Source organism: Methanobrevibacter sp. (assembly GCF_017406825.1).
Classification (GTDB): domain Archaea; phylum Methanobacteriota; class Methanobacteria; order Methanobacteriales; family Methanobacteriaceae; genus Methanocatella.
Genome location: NZ_JAFQXT010000014.1, coordinates 1 through 19,269, shown reverse-complemented (window position 1 = coordinate 19,269; position 19,269 = coordinate 1). Strand labels below are relative to the sequence as shown.

The 19,269-nt window shown below is 36.1% G+C and carries 23 protein-coding genes; 17 read left to right on the top strand and 6 right to left on the bottom strand.

Annotation, left to right across the window (positions count from 1 at the left end):
* The 10 genes from IJF99_RS02505 to IJF99_RS02460 all read left to right on the top strand — a co-directional run.
* Positions 1 to 877 (top strand): aldo/keto reductase (locus IJF99_RS02505; RefSeq protein ID WP_292791647.1); only part of this gene is annotated, 877 nt, incomplete at its 5' end.
* A 60-nt stretch (positions 878 to 937) separates the two neighbouring features.
* The gene (locus IJF99_RS02500; protein ID WP_292791645.1) at positions 938 to 1,288 is read left to right on the top strand and encodes a nascent polypeptide-associated complex protein; all 351 of its coding nucleotides are present in this window, start codon (positions 938 to 940) and stop codon (positions 1,286 to 1,288) included.
* Between the two features lie 5 nt (positions 1,289 to 1,293).
* On the top strand, positions 1,294 to 2,037 hold the full coding sequence (locus IJF99_RS02495) for a metallophosphoesterase family protein (protein ID WP_292791643.1): 744 nt from the start codon (positions 1,294 to 1,296) through the stop codon (positions 2,035 to 2,037).
* A 61-nt stretch (positions 2,038 to 2,098) separates the two neighbouring features.
* Complete coding sequence (locus IJF99_RS02490; RefSeq protein ID WP_292791642.1) at positions 2,099 to 3,124, top strand: Zc3h12a-like ribonuclease; 1,026 nt, start codon at positions 2,099 to 2,101, stop codon at positions 3,122 to 3,124.
* On the top strand, positions 3,117 to 4,319 hold the full coding sequence (locus IJF99_RS02485) for a hypothetical protein (RefSeq protein ID WP_292791640.1): 1,203 nt from the start codon (positions 3,117 to 3,119) through the stop codon (positions 4,317 to 4,319). The genes IJF99_RS02490 and IJF99_RS02485 overlap by 8 nt, the downstream gene beginning before the upstream one ends.
* 22 nt (positions 4,320 to 4,341) lie before the next feature.
* Positions 4,342 to 4,776, top strand: coding sequence for a hypothetical protein (locus tag IJF99_RS02480; RefSeq protein ID WP_292791638.1), 435 nt, complete (start codon positions 4,342 to 4,344; stop codon positions 4,774 to 4,776).
* 18 nt (positions 4,777 to 4,794) lie between these two features.
* Complete coding sequence (gene argJ / locus IJF99_RS02475; RefSeq protein ID WP_292791636.1) at positions 4,795 to 6,018, top strand: bifunctional ornithine acetyltransferase/N-acetylglutamate synthase; 1,224 nt, start codon at positions 4,795 to 4,797, stop codon at positions 6,016 to 6,018.
* Positions 6,019 to 6,223: 205 nt separating this feature from the next.
* Positions 6,224 to 6,838, top strand: a complete 615-nt coding sequence (locus IJF99_RS02470; RefSeq protein ID WP_366931243.1) for a methyltransferase domain-containing protein — start codon at positions 6,224 to 6,226, stop codon at positions 6,836 to 6,838.
* Between the two features lie 125 nt (positions 6,839 to 6,963).
* On the top strand, positions 6,964 to 7,674 hold the full coding sequence (locus IJF99_RS02465; RefSeq protein WP_292791633.1) for a 2-C-methyl-D-erythritol 4-phosphate cytidylyltransferase: 711 nt from the start codon (positions 6,964 to 6,966) through the stop codon (positions 7,672 to 7,674).
* Positions 7,667 to 8,683: an alcohol dehydrogenase catalytic domain-containing protein gene (locus IJF99_RS02460; protein ID WP_292791631.1), complete on the top strand. Its 1,017-nt coding sequence runs from the start codon at positions 7,667 to 7,669 to the stop codon at positions 8,681 to 8,683. Before IJF99_RS02465 ends, IJF99_RS02460 begins: the two co-directional genes overlap by 8 nt.
* Positions 8,684 to 8,686: 3 nt before the next feature.
* Here IJF99_RS02460 and IJF99_RS02455 read toward each other — a convergent pair whose 3' ends face one another.
* Positions 8,687 to 9,211 (bottom strand): hypothetical protein, encoded by a 525-nt coding sequence (locus IJF99_RS02455; RefSeq protein ID WP_292791630.1) that lies wholly within the window; start codon positions 9,209 to 9,211, stop codon positions 8,687 to 8,689.
* Between the two features lie 304 nt (positions 9,212 to 9,515).
* On the opposite strand from IJF99_RS02455, the gene IJF99_RS02450 reads away from it, so the two are divergent.
* From IJF99_RS02450 to IJF99_RS02430, 5 genes are all read left to right on the top strand, one after another.
* Positions 9,516 to 10,259: a hypothetical protein gene (locus IJF99_RS02450; RefSeq protein ID WP_292791629.1), complete on the top strand. Its 744-nt coding sequence runs from the start codon at positions 9,516 to 9,518 to the stop codon at positions 10,257 to 10,259.
* A 101-nt stretch (positions 10,260 to 10,360) separates the two neighbouring features.
* Positions 10,361 to 10,618 (top strand): hypothetical protein, encoded by a 258-nt coding sequence (locus IJF99_RS02445; RefSeq protein WP_292791627.1) that lies wholly within the window; start codon positions 10,361 to 10,363, stop codon positions 10,616 to 10,618.
* 73 nt (positions 10,619 to 10,691) lie between these two features.
* Positions 10,692 to 11,807, top strand: a complete 1,116-nt coding sequence (locus tag IJF99_RS02440) for a low temperature requirement protein A (RefSeq protein WP_292791625.1) — start codon at positions 10,692 to 10,694, stop codon at positions 11,805 to 11,807.
* Entirely contained in the window at positions 11,800 to 12,738 is a 939-nt protein-coding gene (locus tag IJF99_RS02435) for an SAP domain-containing protein (RefSeq protein ID WP_292791624.1), read from the top strand. Before IJF99_RS02440 ends, IJF99_RS02435 begins: the two co-directional genes overlap by 8 nt.
* A gap of 2 nt (positions 12,739 to 12,740) precedes the next feature.
* Positions 12,741 to 13,328 (top strand): DUF998 domain-containing protein, encoded by a 588-nt coding sequence (locus IJF99_RS02430; protein WP_292791622.1) that lies wholly within the window; start codon positions 12,741 to 12,743, stop codon positions 13,326 to 13,328.
* Positions 13,329 to 13,508: 180 nt separating this feature from the next.
* Here IJF99_RS02430 and IJF99_RS02425 read toward each other — a convergent pair whose 3' ends face one another.
* The 3 genes from IJF99_RS02425 to IJF99_RS02415 all read right to left on the bottom strand — a co-directional run bounded on the left by IJF99_RS02425 (position 13,509) and on the right by IJF99_RS02415 (position 15,165).
* Positions 13,509 to 13,637 (bottom strand): hypothetical protein, encoded by a 129-nt coding sequence (locus IJF99_RS02425; RefSeq protein WP_292791620.1) that lies wholly within the window; start codon positions 13,635 to 13,637, stop codon positions 13,509 to 13,511.
* Positions 13,638 to 13,717: 80 nt separating this feature from the next.
* On the bottom strand, positions 13,718 to 14,353 hold the full coding sequence (locus IJF99_RS02420) for a phosphatase PAP2 family protein (protein WP_292791618.1): 636 nt from the start codon (positions 14,351 to 14,353) through the stop codon (positions 13,718 to 13,720).
* Positions 14,354 to 14,487: 134 nt separating this feature from the next.
* A complete protein-coding gene (locus tag IJF99_RS02415; protein ID WP_292791617.1) occupies positions 14,488 to 15,165 on the bottom strand; it encodes a reductive dehalogenase domain-containing protein in 678 nt (225 codons plus the stop codon).
* 61 nt (positions 15,166 to 15,226) lie between these two features.
* On the opposite strand from IJF99_RS02415, the gene argB reads away from it, so the two are divergent.
* A complete protein-coding gene (gene argB, locus IJF99_RS02410) occupies positions 15,227 to 16,090 on the top strand; it encodes an acetylglutamate kinase (RefSeq protein WP_292791615.1) in 864 nt (287 codons plus the stop codon).
* A gap of 51 nt (positions 16,091 to 16,141) precedes the next feature.
* Here the strand turns inward: argB and IJF99_RS02405 are convergent, their stop codons facing one another.
* Positions 16,142 to 17,611 (bottom strand): class I adenylate-forming enzyme family protein, encoded by a 1,470-nt coding sequence (locus IJF99_RS02405; RefSeq protein WP_292791613.1) that lies wholly within the window; start codon positions 17,609 to 17,611, stop codon positions 16,142 to 16,144.
* The gene (aksF, locus tag IJF99_RS02400; protein WP_292791611.1) at positions 17,612 to 18,601 is read right to left on the bottom strand and encodes a homoisocitrate dehydrogenase; all 990 of its coding nucleotides are present in this window, start codon (positions 18,599 to 18,601) and stop codon (positions 17,612 to 17,614) included. It abuts the gene before it with no gap.
* A gap of 169 nt (positions 18,602 to 18,770) precedes the next feature.
* Between aksF and IJF99_RS02395 the strand changes: the two genes are divergently transcribed.
* The gene (locus IJF99_RS02395) at positions 18,771 to 19,235 is read left to right on the top strand and encodes a HEAT repeat domain-containing protein (RefSeq protein WP_292791609.1); all 465 of its coding nucleotides are present in this window, start codon (positions 18,771 to 18,773) and stop codon (positions 19,233 to 19,235) included.
* The last annotated feature ends 34 nt before the right edge of the window (positions 19,236 to 19,269 follow it).

Sequence of the window (19,269 nt, the reverse complement as noted above, 5' to 3'; positions counted from 1 at the left end):
TATTTTCAAACAACAGCTGGAGAATTGCGGTGTGGACTACATTGATTATTACATGCTGCATAATGTAAGCGGATTAACTGAAAATGCATGGAAAAATGTTGATCTGTTCTCATTTATTCAAAAGAAAAAGGAAGAAGGACAGGTTAAACATATTGGAATATCAACACACGGGAATTCTGAATTTTTAGAGGAAATCCTATTCTTGCATCCTGAAATCGAATTTGTATTGCTTCAAATCAATTATCTCGATTGGGAAGATGAAAATATCGAATCAAGAAAATGTCTGGAAGTTGCAAGAAAATACGATAAGCCTGTAATGATAATGGAACCGTATAAGGGAGGATTCCTGGCTGATGTTCCGGAAGAGGCTGAAAAGTTAATGAAGCAATACAACCCTGACAGGTCAGTAGTTTCATGGGCCATGAGATTCGTGGTCAATCTTGATGATGTCTGTGTTGTTTTAACTGGAGCAAGCAGTTTGGAACAGCTTGAGAACAATATCGAGGAGTTCAAGAATGCCGATGCATTAAATGATGATGAACTTAAGATTCTCGAAGAGGTTTCGGAAATTATCAACAATAACATCACGGTTAACTGCACCAAATGCAGATATTGCGTGGATTCATGTTCCGAGGAAATTGACATAGCCAGGCTCTTTGATTTGTACAACAAGCATAAGCTATTGGAAACCGATGAGTGGACACCCCATGGAAATGCTTATTTGAATTATTCCAAGCTTGAAGGTGTAGGAATAGCTTCAGACTGCATTGAATGCGAAATGTGCATTGAAGAATGTCCGCAACAGATAAATATCCCTGAAATTCTGAAGGATGTCGCAAAGACCTTTGAGACTGGAATTTACGGATTTGAAAATTAAGTTAATTTTAATAATAATCATTTATATATTTAATAATAGTATATTTTATTGAGGTTAATTATGATACCTGGTATGAATAAAAAGCAAATGAAACAAATGGAAAGACAAATGAAAAAAATGGGCATGAAAATGGAAGAGTTAGAAGGTGTCCGTGAAGTAATCATTCGTTTTGATGAAAAGGAATTAATCATTGACAATCCAAGTGTAAGTTTAATGAATGTAATGGGTCAGGAAACATACCAAATCGACGGTAAAGCCCGTGAAGTAGAATTGGAATATGAAATAGAAATACCTGATGAAGATGTTGAAATGGTAGCCAATAGCGCAGGTGTCAGTGAAGATGAAGCAAGACAGGCTTTGGAAGAATGTAAAGGAGACCTTGCAGAAGCTATCATGAAATTAAATCAATAGATAATATGACTTTAATCGTACACATTTCTGATCTGCACATATCAGAAAATACCTTTGACGAAGAAATGTTTATGAGTGCTGTAAGTGAAATAAATGAGTTACAGCCAGACATGATCATTTTGACCGGAGATATCACTAACGACGGTTATTACAGGGAGTTTGAACAGGCCACTAAATATCTGGACATGTTCGAATCACCATTATTTGCAGTTCCAGGAAACCATGACGCCCGTAATTTAGGTTATCAAACCTTCGAAGAGCTGATCGGCGAGAAAAGTTGGAAACTTACCATGGATGATGATCTAACAGTCATAGGACTCGACAGCAGTTCTCCCGACCAGGACACAGGTCATGTCGGAAACCCTCAGCATATGTGGCTGCAGCATCAGTTGGATGAAAGTGTAATTAATGAAAATTTCACAGTCGTAGCCTTACACCATCATATAGTACCTATTCCACAGACCGGTCGTGAACGCAACGTTTTGTCCGATGCGGGAGATATCCTTAAGACAATAACCACTCATGAAGTGGATCTGGTTTTATCAGGACATAAACATGTTCCAAACATTTGGAAACTGAATGAAACCATTATCGTCAATGCAGGTTCAATTGCATCCAATAAACTCAGAGGAAAGAATAGGAATTCATATATCGTTTATGAAATATCCGAAAGCGAAATAGATATTTTCCTCCACGAAGTTAAGGGTGAAAAATTCTTATTTGGAAAATATCCTAGAAATAAATTATAAAATAGATTTAAATATTAGAATTAAATATATATATTAAACTGAATTAATTTAAGGTGATATTATGAAAGTTGTTGTAGATGCTTCTAATGTTGCTCATCATGTTAAAAATGAAAACGGACAACCTAAATTGGCCAATATCCTTGCAGCCGTAAAAGCATTAGAAGAAAGTGAAGATGAATTTGTAATTATTGCCGATGCATCACTTCGTCATGACATTGACGATAAGGACAGTTATTTGAAATTGCTGGAAAGTGATAATGTAGAGGAAGTTCCAGCAGGAAATGATGCTGATCATTTTATTTTAGATATTGCTACTCGTGAAAGAGCAAAAATATTATCAAATGATAAATTCAGAGATTATGCCGCTGAATTCAGGAATATCGCTTCAATGAGAATACCATTCATCATTGATAATGGCAGACTTACCTTTGGAAAACCGAAACGACCTAAAAAGGACAAGAATATACTTCAGCACATTTGTGATGAGATTATTAAAGAATTAACCTTCAAAAAATGGGAAATTTATACAGGTAAGGAAGGATTGGAAATTTCCCCGTTAAATATTGCCAAACAAGCAATCATTCGTATAGATAATGAGAATAATGCGGAATCAAAACTGGAGAATATTTTTGCAAAAATACCAATGTTTAACAAGATTGTGGAAATGGTTGATGATGTGGAAATAGCCGCTCCATATGTGATTTTTGTATTAGTGCATCCTAAAGATTATAAAGTTGCCGTAAAAAATGCAGGTAACATTTCAGTCACTGTTGCAGACAGGTTAGGTCTTGAGAAAAAGCCTTTAATCGCTGTACGTAATGATTTGTTTACAAAACCCGGCACTTTCGAATTGAATATTCTGCTTGCAGATGAGGTTTCCGAAAATGCTCCATACAACATTTTAGTACGTGTCAGCGAGCATGATGAAGTGTTCATTAAGAAGAATTCAAGAAACATTGCAAGTACAATCGCAGGAAGGCTCGGGTCCTGGAAATTCCCGTTCGTATCCGTAAAACCGGACATGCTTTTAGAAAAACCGGGTGATTTTGAAATCGTATTGGAAAAGGGAGGAGGCTTAGATGACTAATGGTTTAACTAAGTCTTTCATTAAGCTTACAACCAAGCTTAATCCCATAGCTGTTGGAACCAAATTTTTTCCAACAAACTCCTTAGAAACCGAGTATGTGGAGTTATTCAATTACACCCAAACTATCCTGTTTGAGCTTGAAAAAGCAGAAATCACCTCAGACACCATTCTACAAAATCTTATTCGCGATGTCGGTGCCGAAAATCTTCCGAAGGATTATACATTTCATGAATTGAAACCTGCGGAAAATAGGATTGAAGAATATGCACTGGTAAGTAATATTATTATGGGAAGTGACCGTTATTTTTACATTGAACTTCCGCATCCTTCCCGTTTGATTGATATATTTGTTAAAATCATCGAAAACGAAAAGGGAGAAATTGTGGAAAAGACAGCAACAGAACTCGTTGCTAAAATGTTAAGTAAAAATGATGCAATTCGCGTAGCTATTGAATTAATTGGAATAGGATTGTCTGAAGGCATACAGGTTATATCTGCTGTTGGAATGACAGGTGCAGCCTCTATTGAACGTGCAATTCATTACACTCAAAACATCGGCAGTTTTCCAGGTATCGCATTCACCAAATTAGGTGGAGAATATGCACTGGTATTCGATTCACCGTTTTTGCTAAGAGAATCCAGACCTGTCGATTTGGAAAATTACCTGTTCATTGATTTAATCGATTCAACTAAATTCATCAATAAAAATGGAAGAAATCAGCTTGTTGATTTAATGACCGCTATCAAAAACTTCATTGAAACTGAATGTGAAGGTGAACTGGAAGGTTACAGGGAAGGTGGAGATGATTTTATTGCTAAATTCCCATCAAAAGATTTAGCAATCCGTGCAGGACTTGATGCGGCTTGGTTTGCATTGGATAATGGTGCCAAAATCAGGGCAGGTATAGGAAGAAGTAGACGTGAAGCTGGTGAAAGAGCTCAGATTGTTGATGATTTGGACTCAGCCGCTCCATTGTCATTGGTCGTTTTTGAATTGGCCAACGGACTGTATGCTTATAATATCCCATCCGAATTCACAAGAACATTGATCAACTTGGTTGAAAATGAAAAACCTAAATTAATTGGTGTGTTCATATTTGTATTCTTATTTGCTTATATAATGTCAGTATTAGGATTAGGAGTGTTTAGCTTTATTGGAGTTATTTTAGCCCTAGTATACGCATTAGTTTCTTAAATTAAATTATAGTAAAGATAACATGAGACGAAACAAAGATGATAAAAGAGTGTTGCGATCAGGAAATGGTCAGCAAAATAAATCTAGAAGATTCAGGAGCAGGAATAATAATGCCCGTCGCAATTCTTCAAATAGATTCTCCATGAATAATTCTCGTCGCGGCGCTCCGAACAGACCTCCTATAAATCCCAGAATGGCTAAGAAAAAAAGAAAGGCAAATAAGACTCTTGTTTTCTTAATGGTTTTTGCTTTAATTGCATTTGTTATTGGTGCAGGAATCGGGGTTTCATTAAGTCTGGATGACGGCAGTGATGATGGACCTCATTATGAAAATGTTACAGATGAAATGACAAGTAATCTAAATCAGTCAGATCAGGTAATCTTTGATGAAGATGTTGATCGTGTTGATTTCAACGAAAATGAATCTTCTATGATAGAAGTAACGGCTATTGGATAAGTATTTATTGTGATTTTTATGGATTTTATTAAAGAACTTGATGGAGGATTTTCAGTCATAGAAAATCTCAAAGTATCAGGGGCTCGTGAAGGCAAATACGGTGTAAGCATTATCGTTTGTCCAAACAGTAATGCTTCGGCGGTTTTCACTTCAAATAAGGTAGTTGCCGCTCCTGTTAAATACACAAAAAATGTTTTGAAAAAAGGAATTGTCTCTGCGGTTTTTGTAAACAGCGGTAATGCCAATTGCTTTACCGGCCAACAGGGATTTAAGGATTGCGAAACCTTGGTTGAACTTGTTGCAAAAGACTTGAAATTGCCTAAAGATGAAATAGCCATTTCATCAACCGGTGTTATTGGCCGTGAAATGCCAATAGATGTCATTTCTAAAGTGACCTATGAATCATTATCCAAATTAGGAAATTCTCCTGAAAATTCCCTTGCAGCAGCAAAAGCTATCATGACAACCGATACATTTCCAAAGGAGTGCGCCGTTGAAGTCACATTAATCACCGGCGAAACTGTAAAAATTGCAGGAATCACTAAAGGAAGCGGAATGATTGCCCCGAATATGGGCACCATGTTATCATTCATTGTAACGGATGCGGTTATTCCATCCGATGAAATCAAAAAGGCATTAAAAACATCTGCGGATATCAGTTTTAACATGATTGTTGTTGATGGTGATGAAAGCACTAACGACACATGCTTGATGATGGCAAATGGAGCATCAGGCGTAAATGTCATAAAGGACGGCAAGATCGATTCAAATTTCCAGCAAGCTTTAAATTACCTGTGCATAGACCTTGCCAAAAAGATGGCCCGCGATGGTGAAGGAGCCACCAAGTTCATTGAAGCCAATGTATGCGGTGCAAAAGATGATGAGGATGCACGACTTGCAGCAAAATCCATTATCTCTTCAAGCCTGTTTAAATCTGCAGTATTTGGAGGAGATCCCAATTGGGGAAGAATCGTTTCTGCAATTGGTTATTCAGGATGCGATTTGAATCCGGATATTGTAACAATATCAATTGCAGATGACGCAGATGAGGTGGACCTTATTAGAAAAGGTGAAATATTGGCATTTGAAGACACACCTTATCTTGAAAGGGCCGAAAAGATAATGCAGTCAAAAAATGTCACTGTAAATATTGACATGTATTTGGGTGATGGTGAAGCCACGGCTTGGGGTTGTGATTTAACATATGATTATGTTAAAATCAATGCCGAATACACCACTTAAAGAAAACCTTTAAATATCTTAAAAACAAATATTTTTTTGTTATAGATTTAATTCTAATTTTGTAATGATAAATTTCAAGGAGGGTAAGATATGGCAAAAGTTAAAGGAACCAACAGAAGGACCAGACAAAAAAGAAGTTACACCAAACCTGGTAGTAAAAGAGGAAGAGGAGTAAAACAAACCTGGAAAAAATAATCCTCTTATCATGGGTGATAATATGATGATGCCTGAGAATGGACATAGGGCTCATGGATTTTCAAGTGCATTTTTCCTTGATTCTGATGAAATTATCATGGAATTAAACTTAAATGGAAACGAGACTCTTATGGATGCCGGCTGTGGTGACGGCCACAATGCAATTAAAATTTTAGAAGACTATAATCATTATGGAACAGTTTACGCTGTAGATATTTATGACGCTTCCATCGAGGACATGGAGAGCTATAAAAAGGAAAACAATGTTGAAAATTTAATCAATATCCAAGCCGATATTACTGAGGGAATTCCAAATGTTGAAGACTCTTCGATTGATGTTGTCTTGCTTGTCAATGTTTTCCACGGATTCAAGGCTTCAAGAAAACTTGATGAAGCGGTTGATGAACTTGCAAGAATTGTATCTGATGATGGCAAGATAGCCATTATGGATTATAAGGCATGGGATGTGCCAAATGGCCCTCCAACCAAGATGAGATCTTCTCCTGAAGATTTAAAAAAGCTATTTGCAGCTCATGGTCTTAAAATGATTTATTTGAATGAGGAAATCGGCGAGGATATTCCAGAAGGCAAATCCCATTATTTAATCATGTTCGAAAAGGAATAGCTTTTTTTGATTGAGAGTTAAAACTTTTTTTTGAAAATTATTTATATTATTTTTTAGAAAACATTATTTGTAATGAATTTATAAAATACTTTTAATATCAGGAATATTGAAAAGGAGTTAATTTAATGATTTTTGCAGCAATCTTGGCAGGAGGAATTGGTTCAAGAATGGGAGGTACAGACACTCCCAAACAATTTTTGACCTTAGGAAATAAACCTGTCATTATCCACACTATCGAAAAGTTTGTTATAAATGAAAATATTGATAAGACTATTGTTTTAACCCCTAAAAACTTCATAAACCATACCAATAATTTAATCAAGGAGTATATTGGTGATGATGAGGGCATTATTGTCATTGAAGGTGGAAAAACAAGAAATGATACTCTTATGAACAGCATCAAATTCATTGATGAGAATTTCGGAATCGATGATGATTCAATAATCCTGACACACGATTCTGTCCGTCCATTTGTAACCCATAGGATTATTAAGGACAATATAGAAGCTGCAAGGAAGTATGGGGCATGCGACACTGTCATTCCTGCAACTGACACTATTGTTGAGAGCATTAATGGTGAGACTATACAGGCCATCCCCGTGAGGGATTATTATTACCAGGGCCAAACTCCACAGAGCTTCAATGTAAAGAAACTTTTCAACCTGATCAACAGTTTAACAGAAGCCGAAACCAATATACTGACAGATGCATGCAAAATCTTCACTCTTAAAGATGAAGATGTACATCTCGTTGATGGTGAAGTAACAAATATCAAAATTACATACCCGTATGACTTGAAATTGGCAAATACAATTCTTGAGGATAAAAATGATTAATATCGTATACAGACTGAAATCCCCGAAATTCTTTGAAGAGGCAATAGATGAAATAGAACTTGACGGAGTAGTTGTAAGACCAACACATCTTTCAATCTGTCAGGCGGACCAAAGATACTATCAGGGTTCAAGGCCTGCCGAGGTTCTTGATGAAAAATTGCCTATGGCGCTGATTCACGAAGGAATCGGTGAAGTGGTCTATGATGCTTCAGGAGAATATGAAGCGGGAGATAGTGTTGTGTTGATTCCGAACACACCTCAGGGAGAGGATGTCTGCAGAGCCAATTATTCATATAACTCAAAATTCAGGGGAAGTGGATTTGATGGGTTTACATCTGATTTGATTAAATTGGAATCAGATAGGGTAGTTAAGATACCAAATGATTTCAATAAGAATGTTTCAGCATTTATAGAATTGATTACTGTTGCTTATCAGGGAATATCAAAGTTCTCAGAAATTGCCGTAACTCCAAAAGATGTTATCGGTGTTTGGGGAGACGGAAACCTGGGTTTCATAACCGTGTTGCTTTTAAAGGAAAAGTTCCCCCAATCCAAAATAATAATTTTCGGCAAGCATCTTGAAAATCTAAACTTATTTTCATTCGCTGATGAAATCTATCAGATACATAATGTTCCTGATGACATTGTAATAGACCATGCATTTGAATGTGTGGGATCAAGTGCTTCCCAATCTGCAATTGAACAAATCATTGATTTAATCAATCCTCAGGGTATAATAAGCCTATTTGGTGTAAGCGAATATCCTGTACCAATCAATACGCGGATGGTTTTGGAAAAGGGATTGACAGTTCAGGGAAATAGCCGATCAGATAGGCAGGACTTTGTCGGGGTTGTCGAAACTTTAAAACAAAATCCCAAATTGTTCGAATATCTTGATAAGTTAGTGACCAACATCTGTGAAATCGACACTTTAAATGATTTGAAGGAAGCGTTTGACATAGACCATAACTCACACTTCGGCAAAACCATCTTAAAATGGAATAAATAATTGTTAGAAGTATCTATTAATTATTTTGAAATATTCCAATCTGAAATAATTCCTGTCTTTTCTATCACACCTTACGGGAAGCAGTGCAAGGGCATGCAAGTCATCCATATCTAAGATTTCGTTTCGTTTTAGCTTGTTTTTAATCCCATTTAGGATGATGTGGCAGAGGTCTTCCTGTGAGCATGCAAGTTTGATGGTGAAATCGGATTCAGATTTTATAACGCATTCCCTAACTCTCACATCAACATTTTTTGGACATAAAAGGTAGACTGATACATGTTTGTGGTGTTTTTCATAGAGGTTTTCAGCAAATTCCACATATTTTACAAGTTCCGCTTCATCAAAATCTTTGAGCTGAAATTCAAAATCGATAAATGCGCCATCTTCTGTTGTGAAAATGTCTCCTCCGGGATGAATGTTTTCATCAAGCCTTCTTACATCTTCAGGGGTTCGGCATTTAATGGGTCTGTCGTCCTTGAATGTTTCTTTGATTATTTTAGTTCTTATATCAAAATCTTTTTTATCCATATTTTAACCTTTTATAATTTAATTTGCATTTTCTATTTGGGATTTTATCTTTTATAAATTGGTTAGTTATAAAATAAAGCAATTTAATTAGGTTAAAATAATTTTAAATAGTTTTTAGAACTTTTATATGATGATGATATGTTGCTTTGACTTCTTTTGTCCGGGAAGTTTTGCGCAAATCAGTCAACTTGGAGAATTGGGGTTCAATACTGTTGATTGTTTTTAGGTTATCCAGGCATATGTTCAAAATGATGCATTAATCCAAGTTGAGGTAAGTGATCCAAACATTGTTGGCGATGGAGCAGTGACCCTAAAAATCAACAATGCAACATACACTGAAATTCTGGAATCCGGAAGAGTATCATTCACACTTTCAAACTTACCTGCAGGAGCATATGATGCAATTATAATCTATGATGGCGGTTTGAATCACAACAATGAAAGCAAAAGCATAAAATTCAATGTTTTCAAATTGAATGCAGTTATTGTGGCTTTTGATAAGTCATATGTAATCAACTACGGCGGAAAATATTCAATAACCCTCAAGGACGAAAAGGGCAGTGTTTTTGCCGGCCAAAGAGTCACTTTCACATTAAACGGAAAAGCTATGGGATCTGCTGTGACTGATGCCAAGGGCGTTGCAACAATCGCCTTGACTGCGAATATGCTTAAAGCGGCTAAGGCAGGCAATAAAAACCTGATTGTTAAATTAACCAGCAACAATTATCAGGCAAGTAAAACAGTTAAAATCACTGTCAGCAAGGAGAAAACAAAAATTGCCGCCAAAAAGAAGACATTCAAAAAAGCCCAGAAAGTCAAAAAATACACAATAACCTTGAAAAACAGCAAGGGTAAAGCGGTTAAGAAAGTACAGGTCACCTTAAAAGTTAAGGCAAAAACCTTTAAGGCAAAAACCAATGCCAAAGGAAAAGCAATCTTCAAAATCAAGAAATTAACCAAAAAAGGAACATTTAAAGCAAAAATAACGTTTAAAGGTGATAACTACTACTTGAAAACAACCAAAAACGTGAAAATTATAATTAAATGAGATTTTCATCTCATTTCTTTTTTTTATTTTCCGATCTTGACACATATTTAAAAAAAGTATATTTGGATAAAGTTGAATATTATTATTAAGGTAGTGTTAAAATGATGATTAATCTAGGCGCCGAATTCGGCACTCATTTGGAATCCAGTGAAGATGCTGTTGAACTGATTGAAATTTTAAATAAAATCCCCAAAGATGATTTTATAATTGATTTTAAGGAAGTTATGTTTGTCACTATGAATTTTGCACAGGCATACTACACTGCAAAATATGATTCGGATAAGAAGATTTCCGAAATCAATCTATCTGATGAGGTAACCGTTGTTATGGGTGCTGCTGATGAAGCATGCAATCCATAGTCCTTTTTTCAAGTTTGCCTATTTCGGTAGTTCAATACTAAATTAATATATTTGTATTGACAAATATTTTACTATGGAAATAACTAAAAAACCAGTTGAACTAATAGAACTGTTCTATGATTTGCTGTTTGTATATGCAATTTCACAATTGACAAGCCTAATCAATGAGCCAATGGGAGGAGTTATTCCCGTAAGTAATTTTTTCACATATTTCGTAACTTGCTTTGTAATTCTTCAGGCTTGGCTCTACTTTACCAATTATGTTAATCGTTATGGTGAGTGGAGGTGGTATGAATACCTTCTTGCCTGCATAAACATGATTGCAGTTATTTTCATGTCAAATACGATTACCGGGGATTGGTCGGTAATGTATTTCACATATGACGTTTCCATGATGGTAATTCTTTTAACGGTAGCATTGCTATATGCAGTTCATGCAAAAAAGGAACATTCCTTAAAAGGAGCGGCGGGAAATTCCATTTCAAACATTTTAATTGTTTGTTTCATTTATCTGATAGCAATTCTATGCGCATTAAACGGATTACAGGAATATGTTCTGGCAATTAATGTTCTGGCAATTATAACCGGTGCATTCATACCATTTTTCAACAGGGGCCAATTCAGCAAGAGCATCATTAACTTTCCGCATCTTGTTGAGAGATTCGAACTTTTGACTATCATCACTTTCGGCGAAGCCATCGTTGGCCTTACACATTTTTTCGATGCACTGAATTTTTCATTTGTTCCGATATTTGTATTTCTGATTGTCATTACAATGTTTGGGTCATATGTGACTCAAATCCATAGGTTAATGGAACATTATCGTGTTGAACGCTCATTAAGATTAATGTTTAGCCATTACTTCATAATCATCAGCATAAATCTTGTCACAGTCGCCTTTGAGCTAATTCATGCAGGTGAGGTCAATTACTGGTTTGTGAGCGGATTAATGATAATCTCATTAATCGTTTTCTACATTTCAATAATGGTTAACAAGCAATATTATAAGCAAAATATTAAATTAACCAAAAAAGATATATTAGAAATGATAATAGTATTTGTGGTCGGCATAACTATTATTTTAATATCTGTTTCAAATTTATATGCTTTCTTAATTGGAGGTTTAATAATTACATTTGGCAATTTTTCAATATTGCAAATGAAGTATAAAAGGTGTTTAAGTGAGTGAACAAAAATTAGAAGTATTCAATGTTTTAAATTTTTTAAAAAATGGTTATGAACTTGAAGATATTTTGAATGAAGGTAAATTCGGGACATTCTCATCAGCGCAGGAATGCATTAAGTATCTGGTTGATGAGGGTTATCTTGAGGGGGATATCAGCAGTTTGGCTTCAGAAACTGAGGATAATGTCGAATTAACAGCCGAGGAAGTATCAAATAAATACACTGTTGCTCAACTGAAGGATATCCTAAGGGAAAACGGTCTGAAAGTTTCCGGAAAAAAACAGAAGTTAATTGAAAGGGTCTTGCCGGTTTTAAACAGCAATGGTGAAGTCGAGTCTGTTGAGACTTCTTTGAATTTCGATGACTTAAAACTGACAGATAAAGCCAAGGAGTTCATAAAGGAAAATGAATGGATGGATCTCTACATGTTTGCTCTTGTAGCTTTCAGGTTTGAGGATTATGAAACATACTATAACGGTTCAAATCTTGGAAGTGTTGAAACCGCATTGAAATTCTGTGACGAAATATTATCAAGAGCATTGATCGCAAATCAATTTTTGGTATTCATCGATGCATTATCCGCTAAAGCGCATGTCTATGCATATGATGGGGATTATGAATCCTTCCTGGATTATGATTTGCAACGTTATATTTTGGGATTGAACCCGATTGTTATGGATGCGCAGACCTTGGCCACTTATGATGTGATAAATGAAGCTAATATCATTAATCTAAAAAATGTCACAGAAAAACTGGATTTAGGAAGTCTTAAGAAAAGATTTGATAGGATTTGGAACAAATCCCGTATTCACAATATCTTTGTGCCTAAAAAGGCTTGCTATAAGATTCTGCAGAAAGCCATGGCAGGTGCAGATATCACTGAACTTAATTTCGATATTAAGGATAAATACTTCAATAATAAATTGGGAATTTAAAAATGAAATCTAAAGTTGCCGGAATTGCCCTGATAATAGGCAGCATATACTATGTTTTAGCCGAAGCTATTTCCGCAACTTTCTTCAATGATTCCCTATTCAATACTTATATTTTTCATACTATTTCCGAACTGGGAATACCTAATGGGAATTCTCCCTTGTTCTGGTTGATGAATTCCGCTTTTATCTTAGTGGGTTTAGCATTAATATTTTCCAGTTTTTACAGGTTTAAGGATTTCTTTATTAAAAATAATGTCTTCATTTATATTTTATCTGCGATAACGGGTTTGGGGGTCATTATTGTAGGTCTGATTCATGGAGGAAATCCTCTGACTTCCGGTTATCATACATTGGGTGCCGTAATGGCTATTTTGGGAGGCAATATATTACTGGTGCTCGTTTCAAGATCCATGGGCGAATTCCTGAACTATCAAAAAATTACTTTGGTTTTAGGGGTCATCGGATTAGTTGCATTTTGGATAATGTTTTTCAATATCCAAAGTGTTTACATGCCAGTCTTTGAGAGGCTTTCGGTCTACACCCTAATCATTTGGAGTTTCTTAACAGGACTATTTTTGGCAAAAAAATAAGATACATTTTACTTGATTTTTCATTTTATAATTTTGTATGTTTGTGAATTATCTTCAAGTATTTTAATTGGGGATTTAATTATTTCAATTGACTTTGAAAAATTAACTTGATATGTCTGTTGGATGTATGGCAAGTTTAAAAAAAATTGGAAAGTGGTGGTTTTTTAGGAATAACCATCCTTATTCTGATTCATCTTTGTCTTTTTGTTTTTCTTTAAGGTTTTCAATTCCAATAATCATAATTTCGCCTCCATTAATTATTGTCTTTGTTACTTTATTATTTTTCATCATATTTAAATATTTAGGCATACCTAAATTTTTTCAATAAGTATATATTAACAAATTTCAACATTGTTGTGCAGGAATTCCCGCTTTCAAGCTGGGGAGGTTCAAAGAGCAGGAATATATTCTTTCACTTTTTTATACTTTTTCTGATTTAAAAAGGATTTAATAAATTTACGGGGATTTTCTAAGAAACTGATAACATAATCTGCTAAAAAGTCAAGATAACGCACTGTAATCACTGCAGATACAAGGCCGATTGTTCCTCCCCCGATGACATCGATTGGATAGTGAACTCCGCCGTACATCACTACGAATGACAAGATCAGCAAATAAGCGATTGCCGGGACAAATAGTTTGCGCCTATATTTTTTCACCTTCATCATAATAATTGAAAGGACTGTGACCGTAACAGAAAAATGGCCGGACGGGAATGAATAGAATCCATTGTCATTAACTGCCAAACGTATGCCCTCCAGAACCATGAAAGGCCTAGGGCTTGGATAGAAAGTTTTGGACATGAGTATGAACGCGCTTGATACGAAAAATGCAATGATACACAATATTGCTATTTTATATATATTCTCTTTTTTTAGCTTCCAGGAGACTATCAGGATCAATGTGAGAAGAGTTAATGTAACCCTTACATCAGCGAAAGTGTATATGACCGGCACTATCTGATCCAAAAATGGGTTTTGCAATCCCTGATTAATGAAATATAATAAGGCTATCTGAATATTCATAGTTATCAACAACAATTGTTTCAATTATCTAAATCTATCAATATTCGATATTATATAGTTTTTCGCAAGTAAACGCTTGCTTACCAAATATTGGGGAAAATAAGAAATTCTTTAAGTTTTTCAATGACGAATATTCATCCACTTTTCAGGTATTCCTGTGTCCGTTTGCATTCGCTCATGCATTTGGTGCAGCCAAGCCCTACCTTATACTGGCCAATTATGTATTCTGCACATGTTTCAATATCAATAATGTCCTCACGATTCAACCGGTCATTCCATTTTTGGGGATTGATGGCATTTACAGGACAGGCATCCTGACAATTTGTACAGTCATCACATTCGGAATCTGTTATGGGTTCTCCGAATTCCAATGGCATGTCTGTTAGAATAGCTCCAAGAGCAACGGCAGAACCATATTCAGGTGTTACAAACAATGCAGAGCGTCCAATCCATCCGAGACCTGATTTTGTAGCTATTGTCTTATAAGGAAGAATGCTTAATAGTCTTTCCATGTCACATTCATTTCGGGTCATTGTAAGGGCAAATGCATCATATCCGAGATTTTTAATGTATTCTTCACCTTTTAGAGCTATTTCTGTCAAAACGGCAATTTGTGAGTGAAAGCACTTCCAATATTCTTCGTATTCTTCTTCTTTAACCAGATTCATAGCTTCTTTAGGTAATTTTAAAACAAGACTTATTCCATGGGGCAAATCAATAAAATCGCTGGCCAAACCATCAACATCTGCAAAGCCGACTTTACTTGCTCCCAATTCAATCAGATAATTTTTGATATCATTCATCTCGGACATGATAATGATTATATTTTAAAAGTATATAAATAATTAAGTAAATATTAAATGTAGTGATTAAATGAAAGATATTGATGTTTTAATTGAAGCTTTACCATACATTAAAAAGTTTCATGATAAAAAAATTTTAATTAAGTATGGAGGACATGCAATGGTGGATGATGAAGCAAAGTCCTCTACAGCTCGCGATACTGTATTGCTCAAATATGTTGGAATGCAACCATTGATTGTGCATGGTGGCGGTCCGGAAATTTCAAGGTCAATGAATAAACTTGGTAAGGAACCAAAATTCATCCAGGGTTTAAGGGTAACCGATGAGGAAACCATGGAAATCATTGAAATGGTATTGGTAGGTAAGATAAGCAATGAAATCGTATCTGAACTCATCCAGCACGACGGCCAGGCAATAAGCCTATCCGGAAAGGATTCCAGCCTTATATTTGCACATAAAAAGGAAGCTAAAAAAATCGATGAGGAAATAGTTGATTTGGGCCTTGTCGGTGAAGTCGACTGTGTCAATACAGATTTGCTTGAAATGTTTTTAGAAAATGATTACATTCCTGTCATATCTCCGGTAGGTATTGCAAAAGACGGAACAAGTCTTAATCTAAATGCTGATACTGTTGCAGGAGAAGTTGCAAGTGCGGTCGGCGCTGAAAAATTAATCATATTGACTGACGTTCCGGGCGTTTTAAGAAATCCGGATGATCCAGATTCTCTTATTCAAAAAATCAGGGTTTCTGAAATTCCACAATTGATTGAAGATGGAGTTATTTCAGGAGGAATGATTCCAAAAATCGAAACATGTGTTAATGCCATAGAAAACGGTGTTAAATCATGCCATATAATTGATGGAAGGAAAAAGCACTCCTTGCTTTTAGAAGTCTTTACAACAGACGGTATTGGAACTATGATTTACAAATAGTTTCATATTCTTCTCTTTTTTTTTTTAATGTGATGGTTGGTTATTGCAGTACTACTCTTTAAACATTTGTCTCAATTCTCTTCTGAGCAGTTTCCATCCGTTTACTCTTGGAAGCTCTTCAAGCTCAAATATTTTCTTTGGAACTTTATATCGTGATAGGTTTTCACGGGCATAAGAAATCAATCCTTCATCATCAGCTTCGCTTTCCCAAACGACTGCCGCAACAGGGATTTCGCCTCTGTGACAATCGTTTATGCTGAAAATGGCTATTTCCTTAACTTCAGGATATTTTATTAAAACTTCCTCTACTTCTGTTGGATAGATTTTCCATCCGCTCATTACAATCATGTCCTTTTTGCGGTCTGTAATGAATAGGCGGTTATCCTCATCAAGATATCCGATGTCTCCAGTCAGGAACCATCCGTCCTCGAGAAAGGTGGATTTTGTTTTTTCTTCATTTCCCCAGTATCCTTTGGCTATGGCGGGACCTCTAAGAGCGATTTCACCCTGTTCATATTTAGGCAAAACCTTTGAAGCGTCATCTTCATCAACAATTTTCACTTCTGAAAAACAGACTGGATGGCCCACGCTTTCAAATCTGTCGGCTTCACGATAATCTTCCGGTCTGATTACTGTACCTGTCCCTATAACTATTGATTCGGACAATCCATATGCGTTTATTATAGGTATTGCATAGGTTTCATGGAAATCCTTCCATATCTTTTTATGCAATGGCCCTCCACCGGAAACGATTTCACGCACGGTTTTCAATTCATCACGTTTGTCCATTGTGGTCAGGGAGTGTATTACCGGAGGCATTCCGGTTAAAACGGTAACCTGTTCATTTTTACATAAATCAAGGTATTCGTCAATGTTGAACTGTTCCATCATGATGTAATAGGCAGCAGACCTCAGTGCAGCAATCGACCATGAAAGGCCGACATGAGCCATTGGATAGATTCCCAGATAAACGTCATCCTGCTTCAAGGTCAGCACATCACATTCATTGTGGATTGCTGTGAAATAATTTCCGTGTGTCAGCATTGCTCCTTTCGGTTTTCCTGTTGTTCCTGAGGTGTATTGCAACTGGCATAAATCGTCCCAATTGGTATTTTCAGCTTCTAAAACTTCACAATCTCTGAATCTTGATATGTCTGAAGGTATGTATGTTTTGATGTCAATCATGTCTTTTGCATTTTTATCTGTAATCATGAGTTTGGCTTTTGAATCGCTAACAATGTATTTTAGTTCGTTTGCTGTGAAAATCCTGTTTCCGGGAATTGCTATTGCTCCGATTCTCCAGACTGCAAAAAGTGAAAATAGGTATTCTTCGGAATTGTTCAAATAGATCAATACCCTGTCTCCTTTAACAATCCCCAAATCTTTTAGGTCGCGTCCGATTTCAGAGATAATCGATAATATTTCTCCTGAATTATATTTATTTCCTGTAGTAGGATTATATAAAACATCCTTATCTAATCTTTTTGAATTAGCATCTAAAAAAGTGGTAATGTTCAACATCTAAATTAGCTCCTTAACGATGGCTTTTGTCACATCCATTGTGCAGGCGTCCCCTCCAAGATCAGGGGTTCTTATTTTGCAGTCAGCTATGACTTTTTCAACGGCCTTTCGTATATCGTTTGAGATTTCCCATTCTCCCAGATAGTCAAGCATCATTGCGGCTGACAGTATCATTGAACACGGATTAGCTATATTCTTTCCAGCAATATCCGGTGCGGAACCGTGGACAGGTTCGAACAGTCCGTTGTGATCGCCGATATTTCCGGATGGTGCCAGACCTAATCCTCCGACAAGCCCTGCACTTTCATCGGACAATATGTCTCCGAACAGGTTGGTTGAGACAATGACGTCAAAGTTTTGTGGCTGTGTTACAAGATACATTGCCATTGCGTCAACATAGTAATCTTCAGTTTTGATTTGCGGATAATCACGGGCTACTTTGTAAAAGGACTCCTTAAAAACGCCGTCGGTCTTTTTTAAGACATTGCTTTTGTGGACACATGTGACTTTGCTCTGCCCTCTTTTGATGCAGAGGTTAAATGCCGCCTTTGCAATTCTTTCGCAGGCGTGTCTGGTGATGTGTCTTTCGGCAATCATCTTGTTTTCATCACCGTATTCAACTTGTGAATATAGTCCTTCGGTATTTTCCCTAACGATTACAAAGTCGATGTCGTCACGAAGGCAGTTCACGCCTTTATATGATTTTATCGGCCTTATGTTTGCATAAACATTCAGCGCTTTTCTCAGATTGATGATTGGGCTGGGCTGTCCAGGTGTTGATGTGGATGCCCCAAAAAGGACTGCATCGCTTTTGTTGGCTATCTTTATAGTTTCTTCTGGCAATGTTGAACCAGTCTTGTTGAAGCATTCAAAGCCTGCAACGCCATATCTGAAACTGAAATCCAGGTCAATCTTATCAAGCAGATATTCGCATGCTGACATTACTTCCCGGCCTATGCCGTCTCCCCCGATTACCGTAATATTATACATTATTTCACTTAAGACAATTTTGTTCGTATACTAATAATATTTAAGTCATATTATTTAATTGTAATTTTGTTCGTATATTATCGAAATACTTTTATACTATACCAAATATAAATGTTATTAATTACATAGTAAAAGTAGTTAAATACCTTGATTGAAAAGAGGGATAAAAATGGAAAGAAGCATTGATGAGTTAATAGAATTGTTAAACGATAAAGATGACTTTGTTGTTGAAGATGCTATGGGTGAATTAGGATTAAGGTCTGATGAAGCATTTGACCAATTGATTGATGCTTTATCAAACAGAAAAAAAGGAATCAGATTAAATGCAGCCACTCTTTTGGGAGCAACCAACAATCCGAAAGCTATTCCTGCATTAGTTGAAACCCTAAAAGACAATAACAAATTGGTTAGAAGAGAAGCATCCACTGCACTCTCACGTATGGGAGAACCTGCTCTCGACCCTCTAATTGAAACATTGAACGATGAAGATTGGAGAGTTAGAGGAGCAGCCGCATGGGCACTTGGAAATATCGGTGATGAAAAAGCCATTCCTGCACTTGAAAAACTGCTTGACGATGAAAGCGGTTTTGTAAAACAGGGTGCACAAAGTGCTATAAACTCAATTAACAAATAAGCTTAAAGCTTATTTCTTACTTTTTTTTAAATTT

Excerpts from the sequence above, each read along its gene's own strand:
- IJF99_RS02420 (WP_292791618.1), bottom strand. The coding sequence starts at position 14,353 with ATGAATATTCAGATAGCCTTATTATATTTCATTAATCAGGGATTGCAA.
- IJF99_RS02425 (WP_292791620.1), bottom strand. The coding sequence starts at position 13,637 with ATGCCTAAATATTTAAATATGATGAAAAATAATAAAGTAACAAAGACA.
- IJF99_RS02430 (WP_292791622.1), top strand. The coding sequence starts at position 12,741 with ATGAAATCTAAAGTTGCCGGAATTGCCCTGATAATAGGCAGCATATAC.
- IJF99_RS02460 (WP_292791631.1), top strand. The coding sequence starts at position 7,667 with ATGATTAATATCGTATACAGACTGAAATCCCCGAAATTCTTTGAAGAG.
- aksF (WP_292791611.1), bottom strand. The coding sequence starts at position 18,601 with ATGTATAATATTACGGTAATCGGGGGAGACGGCATAGGCCGGGAAGTA.
- IJF99_RS02495 (WP_292791643.1), top strand. The coding sequence starts at position 1,294 with ATGACTTTAATCGTACACATTTCTGATCTGCACATATCAGAAAATACC.
- IJF99_RS02470 (WP_366931243.1), top strand. The coding sequence starts at position 6,224 with ATGGGTGATAATATGATGATGCCTGAGAATGGACATAGGGCTCATGGA.
- IJF99_RS02440 (WP_292791625.1), top strand. The coding sequence starts at position 10,692 with ATGGAAATAACTAAAAAACCAGTTGAACTAATAGAACTGTTCTATGAT.
- IJF99_RS02465 (WP_292791633.1), top strand. The coding sequence starts at position 6,964 with ATGATTTTTGCAGCAATCTTGGCAGGAGGAATTGGTTCAAGAATGGGA.
- IJF99_RS02455 (WP_292791630.1), bottom strand. The coding sequence starts at position 9,211 with ATGGATAAAAAAGATTTTGATATAAGAACTAAAATAATCAAAGAAACA.
- IJF99_RS02415 (WP_292791617.1), bottom strand. The coding sequence starts at position 15,165 with ATGTCCGAGATGAATGATATCAAAAATTATCTGATTGAATTGGGAGCA.
- IJF99_RS02490 (WP_292791642.1), top strand. The coding sequence starts at position 2,099 with ATGAAAGTTGTTGTAGATGCTTCTAATGTTGCTCATCATGTTAAAAAT.
- argJ (WP_292791636.1), top strand. The coding sequence starts at position 4,795 with ATGGATTTTATTAAAGAACTTGATGGAGGATTTTCAGTCATAGAAAAT.
- IJF99_RS02395 (WP_292791609.1), top strand. The coding sequence starts at position 18,771 with ATGGAAAGAAGCATTGATGAGTTAATAGAATTGTTAAACGATAAAGAT.
- argB (WP_292791615.1), top strand. The coding sequence starts at position 15,227 with ATGAAAGATATTGATGTTTTAATTGAAGCTTTACCATACATTAAAAAG.
- IJF99_RS02405 (WP_292791613.1), bottom strand. The coding sequence starts at position 17,611 with ATGTTGAACATTACCACTTTTTTAGATGCTAATTCAAAAAGATTAGAT.
- IJF99_RS02485 (WP_292791640.1), top strand. The coding sequence starts at position 3,117 with ATGACTAATGGTTTAACTAAGTCTTTCATTAAGCTTACAACCAAGCTT.
- IJF99_RS02500 (WP_292791645.1), top strand. The coding sequence starts at position 938 with ATGATACCTGGTATGAATAAAAAGCAAATGAAACAAATGGAAAGACAA.
- IJF99_RS02445 (WP_292791627.1), top strand. The coding sequence starts at position 10,361 with ATGATGATTAATCTAGGCGCCGAATTCGGCACTCATTTGGAATCCAGT.
- IJF99_RS02480 (WP_292791638.1), top strand. The coding sequence starts at position 4,342 with ATGAGACGAAACAAAGATGATAAAAGAGTGTTGCGATCAGGAAATGGT.